The sequence below is a fragment of the Candidatus Methylomirabilota bacterium genome (genome assembly GCA_036005065.1).
Classification (GTDB): Bacteria; Methylomirabilota; Methylomirabilia; order Rokubacteriales; family DASRDR01; genus DASYQW01.
This window is the reverse complement of record DASYQW010000173.1, coordinates 1-6,413: the sequence shown is the minus strand read 5'-3', so window position 1 is coordinate 6,413 and position 6,413 is coordinate 1. Positions and strand designations below refer to the sequence as shown.

The 6,413-nt window shown below is 70.2% G+C and carries 7 protein-coding genes; 3 read left to right on the top strand and 4 right to left on the bottom strand.

Features of this window, described 5'->3' with window-relative positions; all coding sequences use genetic code 11:
• The 4 genes from VGW35_12625 to VGW35_12610 form a co-directional block, all read right to left on the bottom strand.
• A partial coding sequence (locus VGW35_12625) for a chlorite dismutase family protein (GenBank protein HEV8308499.1) occupies positions 1–666 on the bottom strand: 666 nt, incomplete at its 3' end.
• Between the two features lie 20 nt (positions 667–686).
• Positions 687–2,399, bottom strand: a complete 1,713-nt coding sequence (locus VGW35_12620) for a radical SAM protein (protein HEV8308498.1) — start codon at positions 2,397–2,399, stop codon at positions 687–689.
• Between the two features lie 63 nt (positions 2,400–2,462).
• The gene (locus VGW35_12615) at positions 2,463–3,905 is read right to left on the bottom strand and encodes an RtcB family protein (GenBank protein ID HEV8308497.1); all 1,443 of its coding nucleotides are present in this window, start codon (positions 3,903–3,905) and stop codon (positions 2,463–2,465) included.
• 110 nt (positions 3,906–4,015) lie between these two features.
• Positions 4,016–5,167 carry a PilT/PilU family type 4a pilus ATPase gene (locus tag VGW35_12610; protein ID HEV8308496.1) on the bottom strand — a complete coding sequence of 384 codons (1,152 nt, stop codon included), beginning with the start codon at positions 5,165–5,167 and terminating at the stop codon, positions 4,016–4,018.
• Positions 5,168–5,351: 184 nt separating this feature from the next.
• Here VGW35_12610 and VGW35_12605 point away from each other — a divergent pair, with 184 nt between their 5' ends.
• The 3 genes from VGW35_12605 to VGW35_12595 form a co-directional block, all read left to right on the top strand.
• Positions 5,352–5,618 (top strand): hypothetical protein, encoded by a 267-nt coding sequence (locus VGW35_12605; GenBank protein ID HEV8308495.1) that lies wholly within the window; start codon positions 5,352–5,354, stop codon positions 5,616–5,618.
• A gap of 73 nt (positions 5,619–5,691) precedes the next feature.
• The gene (locus VGW35_12600) at positions 5,692–6,003 is read left to right on the top strand and encodes a hypothetical protein (GenBank protein ID HEV8308494.1); all 312 of its coding nucleotides are present in this window, start codon (positions 5,692–5,694) and stop codon (positions 6,001–6,003) included.
• A 74-nt stretch (positions 6,004–6,077) separates the two neighbouring features.
• On the top strand, positions 6,078–6,413 hold a 336-nt coding region (locus tag VGW35_12595; GenBank protein ID HEV8308493.1), incomplete at its 3' end, for a hypothetical protein.

Below are 6,413 nucleotides of genomic sequence, written 5' to 3'. Positions count from 1 at the left end.
CTCCTCGAGTGGCCTCTTCGCGCAGGTGAAGATCGGCGTGTCGCGCTCCGTGTACCGGCTCGCCTCCGACTCGCGGAGCCGCATGACGAGCGTGACGAACTCCTTGGGGTCATTCCCCTCGAACGACACGACGAAGTCCTGGTCGTCGAGCCCGAAGGAATAGGAGGTGTTGATGCGGATCCCGGGGAACTCGTGGCCGATGCGGATGTGCTGCGTCATGATGCGTTGCCGTTCCGCCAGCGGGAGGAGGTACCACTCGCGCGTCTTGACGAACGGATAGACGAACAGGTATTCGGCGGCGCCGGACGGGAGCGTCTCGACGTGCGGCTCGCCCTTGTGCTCCTTCACGTACATGGACTCCCGGGTCACGGCCAGGAACGTGTAGCGGTTCTCGAGGTACGGCGCCAGCGCGCTCTTGCGCAGCCCCTCGAGGAACGTCTGGATGGGCCCGAGGTCGCGCGAGATGAGCCACAGCAGGAAATCCGCGTCGTGACGCAGCCCGAGGGTCGAGTAGGGGCGGACCGTGATCGGGCCGCGGAACTCCTCGACGCGAGCCAGGTAATCGCCGATCGCCCGGGCCTTCTCCTCCTTGGTGAGCTGGAAATAGGCCGGGCTGGCCCGGAAGAGCGTGTAGAGGAAGTAGCGGCCGGGCGGCGACGTTTCCACGCTTCTCCTCCGTCGTGACGCTAGGAGACGACCGCCGCGGCCAGCCCGGCGCGCTCGTACTCGCGGATGAGCCCGGCCTTCTTGACCCCGACCTCGAGATGGTCCCACGGGAACGTCTCGCCGAGCGGCCGGGGCCGATAGGTGTAGAACTCGGCGTCGCCGTCCCACTCCCGCAGCGCCGTCCGCCAGTCCCCCTCGAGCTCGGCCGCCCGAGCCAGGAACGGCGCGACCCGGCGGTCCCCGCGGGCGATCAGCGCCTGGAGGAACGCCTCTCGCGGGTTCTCGTGAAGCACTCGCACGTTGGGAAACCGTCGCACGCCGGCCTTGATCGTCCGGAGCTTGGACTCCAGCGACGCGACGTGATCGAACGAGGCCCACTGGAACGGCGTCCACGGCTTCGGCACGAACGAGCTGACCGAGAGGGTGAGGCGACCGAACGGGTGTCCCTCCCGCGACGGCACCCGGAGGCGCTCGAGGAGCCGCGTGGCCAGGTCGGGAATGGCGTCGACGTCCTCCCCCGTCTCGGTGGGCTGGCCGATCATGAAGTAGCACTTGAGGTTCGGGATGCCGTAGGCTCGCACCAGATCGCAGGCGGCATAGAGTTGCTCGTCCGAGATGTTCTTCCGGATGACCCGCCGCAGGCGCTCGGTCCCGGCCTCGGGAGCGATCGTGAGCGTGCGGTGGCCTCCGCGCTGGAGGGAGGCCACCAGGTCCTCGGTCAGGCTGTCGGCGCGAAGCGAAGAGATCGAGAGCTCGAGCCCCTCCTCCTCGATGATCCGGAGCAGGCCGCCGATCCAGGGATAATCCGACACGCAGGCGCCGACCAGCCCGACGCGCTTTCCGTGCTTGGCGAGCTCCCGGACGCTCTGCCGGAGCGAGTCGAGGCTTCGGTGCCGCACCGGCCGGTAGATTTCCCCCTCCAGGCAAAACCGACAGCCGCGCCCGCACCCCTTTCCGACCTCCAGCAGGGCGAGGTGGCCGTATTCCGCGTTCGGCGTCCGCAGCAGCGAGAGCGTCTGGAAGTCGTCCACGTTCCCGAGCCGGCGCTTCGTGATGCGCGCCGGCGCGCCGCCGCCGGGGACCACGCCGGCGACGGTCCCGTCGGGATGGTAGTCCACCGTGTAGCGGTGCGGCAGGTAGATGCCGGGGATGCTCTGGAGTCGGTCCCACAGGTCCGCGCGCCGCCGCCCCGTCCAGTCCTTCGGGCCGAAGGCCCCCCGGTAGGCGTCCACGATGTCCCGCACGATCTCCTCCCCCTCGCCCACCACGATGAAGTCCATGAACGGAGCGATGGGCTCGGGGTTCGCGAAGGCGCAGACGCCCCCCATCAGGATGACGGGGTCCTCGGGACGGCGGGCCGCCGGGTCGAGGGGAATCCCCGCCATGCGCAGCAGGCGCAGGGTGTTGATGTAGTCCCCCTCGTAGGTGATGGAGAAGCCGACGAAGTCGAAATCCGCCAGCGGGCGCTTGGACTCGAGCGAGAACGGCTGGGTGGCGGTCCGGCGGTACTCCGGGAGATCCTCCGGGTCGGGCAGGACCACGCGCTCGCAGACGACGTCGGGCAGGGCGTTCAGATGATGGTAGATCGTCTGGAATCCGAGATTGGACATCCCGACGGCATACGTGTTGGGGTAGACCAGGGCGAAGGCGACCCGACCCCCCCAGTCCTTCCGGACGGTCCCCTGCTCCTCCCCGAGCAGCCGGTCCGCCTTCTCTTTGAGATTCCAGGACATGTGCGTCATTCGACTGTAACAGGCGCCCCGGGGTCGGTCAAGCAACGGCGACCCATCGGCGCCTCAGCCCTTGACGACCCCCAGCGGGCGGAGCCGCGCGACTATCCGCGACAGCCCGGCCCGCTCCACCACGGTGACGACGTTCTTCACGTCCTTGTACGCCTCGGACATCTCCTCGGCCAGGGACTCGCGGCCGCTGGCCCGGGCGATGATCCCCCGCGCGCGCAGCTCGTCGGCGATGGAACGCCCGCGAGCCGCCTTCACGGCGGCCGATCGACTCAGGACGCGGCCGGCCCCGTGGCAGGTGCTCCCCCACGTCTCGCGCATCGAGCCGGGGAGACCGACCAGCACATAGGAGTAGCGCCCCATGTCGCCGGGGATGAGGACGGGCTGCCCGATCGCCCGGTAAGCCTCGGGAAGCTCGGGGTGCCCCGGCGGGAACGCGCGCGTGGCGCCCTTGCGGTGCACCAGGAGGCGCCGGCGTCGGCCCTCGTCCTCGTGCTCCTCCTCCTTGGCGATGTTGTGAGCCACGTCGTAGACGAGCTGCCACCCGAGATCGCGCGGCGAGATGCCGAGGACGCGCTCGAAGACCTCGCGCGCGAAGCCCGCCAGGCACTGGCGATTGGCGAAGGCGAAGTTGGCCGCCGCTCGCATGGCTCCGAGGTACGCGCGGGCCTCCGGCGACTCGACCGGCACGCAGGCGAGCTGGCGGTCGGGCAGCGTGATCCCGTACCGGCGCATCGCCCCTTGCATGACGCCGAGGGCATCCGTGCACACCTGGTGGCCGAGCCCGCGCGAGCCGGTGTGGATCATCACGGTGACCCGGTCCGGCACGAGCCCGAGGGCGGCCGCCACCTCGGGCGCCAGCAGCTCGTCGACCGCCTGCACCTCGAGGAAGTGATTCCCGGAGCCGAGCGTCCCGAGCTGCCCTCGACCCCGCTCGTACGCCCGCGGCGACACCGCGTCCGGGTCGGCCCCGGGAAGGACGCCGTGGGACTCGATGCGGGCGAGGTCGCCTCCCTCCCCGTAGCCCCGCTCGACGGTCCATCGCGCGCCCTTGAGGACGGGGCCGTGCCGCTCCTCCTTCGGCGAGAGCGGGAGGCCCCCGCGCGAGCCCACGCCGGAGGGGATCGCCTGGGCGAGCGCGTCGATGAGCGCCGGCAGCCGCGGGGCGAGCTCCTGGCTCGTGAGGTTCGTCCGCAAGAGGCGCACGCCGCAGTTGATGTCGTACCCGACCCCCCCGGGACTGATCACTCCGTGGGTGGCGTCGGTGGCGACGACGCCCCCGACCGGCAGGCCGTAGCCCTGGTGAATGTCCGGCATGGCCAGCGAGGCCCGAACGATCCCCGGCAAGGCGGCCGCGTTGGCGACTTGCTCGAGGGAGCCGTCCCGGCGGATCGCGGTCATCAGCTCGTCGTCCGCGTAGACGAGCCCCGGGACCCGCATGCCCGGCTTGGCGTCGGGCGGGATCCGCCACAGATAGGGACCGACACGCTCGACGTGCATGGCTCGAGCCCTCGGAAGCCTGGACCCTCGGTGAGCCTCGAGAACCAGGACGGCGCGGAACGGCCGGAGGCCCCGGGGGGGGCCTGACGCGCGGTTCCCGGACTGTCAGTCTACCGCGCGGGCGGGCGCCCGGCCACTCGACCCGGAGCCGGGGTGGCCGTCGGGGTCGGCTTCGCCGCGGCCGGCGCCGACATGGAGAGCCGCTGGACTTCGACCTCGAAGTCGGTCGGCGAGCTCGAGGCCCGAAGCGCCTCCTCGAAGGTGATCATGTTCTTCTGGTAGTAGCCGAGGACGCACTGATCGAACGTCTGCATCCCGTACATGTCGCGGCCTTCGGCGATGGCCTGCGGGATCTGCGCCGTCCGCGCCGGGTCCTCGATGCAGCGCTGGATGGTCGAGGTGCTGACCAGGACCTCCACCGCCGGCAGCAGGCCCGAGCCGTCCGAGCGCTCGATGAGCCGCTGCGAGACGATCCCGCGGAGCACCTGGGCGAGCTGCCCCCGGATCTGGCGCTCGTGGGCGCCGGGAAACTCGGCGATGATCCGGTTCACGGTCTCGGCCGCCGTGATGGTGTGCAGGGTGGACAGGACGAGGTGCCCGGTCTCGGCGAGGGTGAGAACCGTGCGGATCGTCTCGACGTCCCGCATCTCCCCGACCATGATCACGTCGGGGTCCTGCCGCAGACAGATGCGCAGCGCGTCGGCGAAGGACGGCGTGTCGGTCCCGACCTCGCGCTGGGTGATGATGCAATTCCGGTCCTGGTGCAGGTACTCGATAGGGTCCTCGATCGTCACGATGTGGTCGTTCCGCGCCTGATTCATGTGGTGGATCATCGCGGCAAGGGTGGTGGTCTTCCCGCTGCCCGCCGGCCCCGTCACCAGGATGAGGCCGCGCGGCTCCATGGCGAGCTTCGAGACCACCGGGGGGAGGTTGAGATCGTCGAAGCTCGGGAGCTCGTAGGGCACGGTACGGAGGGCGATCGAGGTGCTTCCTCGCGCTCGGCAGATGCTGGCGCGGAACCGGCCCACCCCGGCCACGCTGTACTGGACGTCGACGCCGCCCTCCCGGTCGTAGCGCTCCCGCTGAGGGGCCGTCATCATGGACTGCCCCATCTTGTCGAGATCCTGAGGCTCGATGGGCGGCCAGGCGTCGACCGGCAGCAGCTTGCCCTGGACGCGGAGTACCGCGTGCTGCTTGGGCTTGAGGTGAAAGTCGGACGCGCCGCGGGTCATGCCCTCACGGAGAATCTCGGACAACTCCATGCCATCCTCCCTGACGCTCCCGGGCGGTTTCTGCGCGCCCGACCCGCCGCGGCATGCCCGCGCAACCGGCCCTTTGCCGCGCCGTCATATTCTCCTCGCCGGTGTCGGCGAAGTCAACTTTTGCCTCCGCCGCAGGAAAACCGCGTATATAGTGGGCGAAGCTCGGTCGCATGCCGGAGAGCCCGTGAAGGAATCGATGTCGGACGTGGTCGCGCGGCGAAGACGGAAAGCCGGCGGCGTCGCGTGGCTGTCCGGTGCCGTACCCGCGCTGCTGGGTCCCGGGGCCGCGTGGGCCCACCACCCGGGAGGGGACGTCGGCCACCCCGGGAGCAGCGTCGCCTGGTTCTTCGTCGCCGGCCTGATCGTGGCCATCGCGATGGTCGCCTGGGCCGTGTGGGCCCCGGACCGCGCCGAGACCGACGAGGACGACGACGACGGGCCGCAGTCGTGAGCCCCGCCTGGCCTCGAGATTCTCCCCCGCGACCCGCATGGTGTGGCAGAATGGGTCGGTCGGGATTCGCATCATGCTGCGCTTCCATTGCGCGCGACTTCGCGTCCCGCTGACCCTCGTCTTCGGCGGCTGGCTGGTCTTCCTGGTCGCCGAGACCGGCCCCCACCTGGTCCATCACGTCTTCGACACGGACGAGCAGCCGGCGTGTAGCTTCCTGGCGGCGGCGGACTGCCCGTCGGCCGCCGGCGCCGTCCTCGACGACGTCCCGGCCCCCACTCCGTCCCCCGAGCCGGCCGACGCCGCGCCGGCCGCCCCGCTTCTTTCGACCAGCGTTGGCCCGACTTCCACCCGCGGCCCCCCGCGGGCGCCCCTCGCCCTCGCCTGACGTTCACGGCTCACTCGTCGTCGACAGCCGGCGTCCCTCCGCGGCCCGGAGGGACCGGTCCAGCGAGGTGGCGCATGAAACACGCTCGTTCTCTGTCCTGGGTGGCGCTGCTGATCGTGGTACATGCGGGGCCCGTCTGGGCCCACGGAGTGATCGGGAAGCGTTTCTTTCCGGCGACATTGACGATCGACGATCCGTTCGTCGCCGACGAGCTGTCGTTGCCCAGCGTCCTCCACATCAAGGGTTCGGAGGCGAAGCAGACGACGCTCGGCGCCGAGTTCTCGAAGCGCATCACGCCGGATCTCGGGCTCTCCATCGGCGCGGAGTACAACTTCATCGATCCGAACGATCCGGACGAACGGAGCAGCTCGGGGTTCGGCAATCCCGAGCTCTCCGTCAAGTACAGCTTC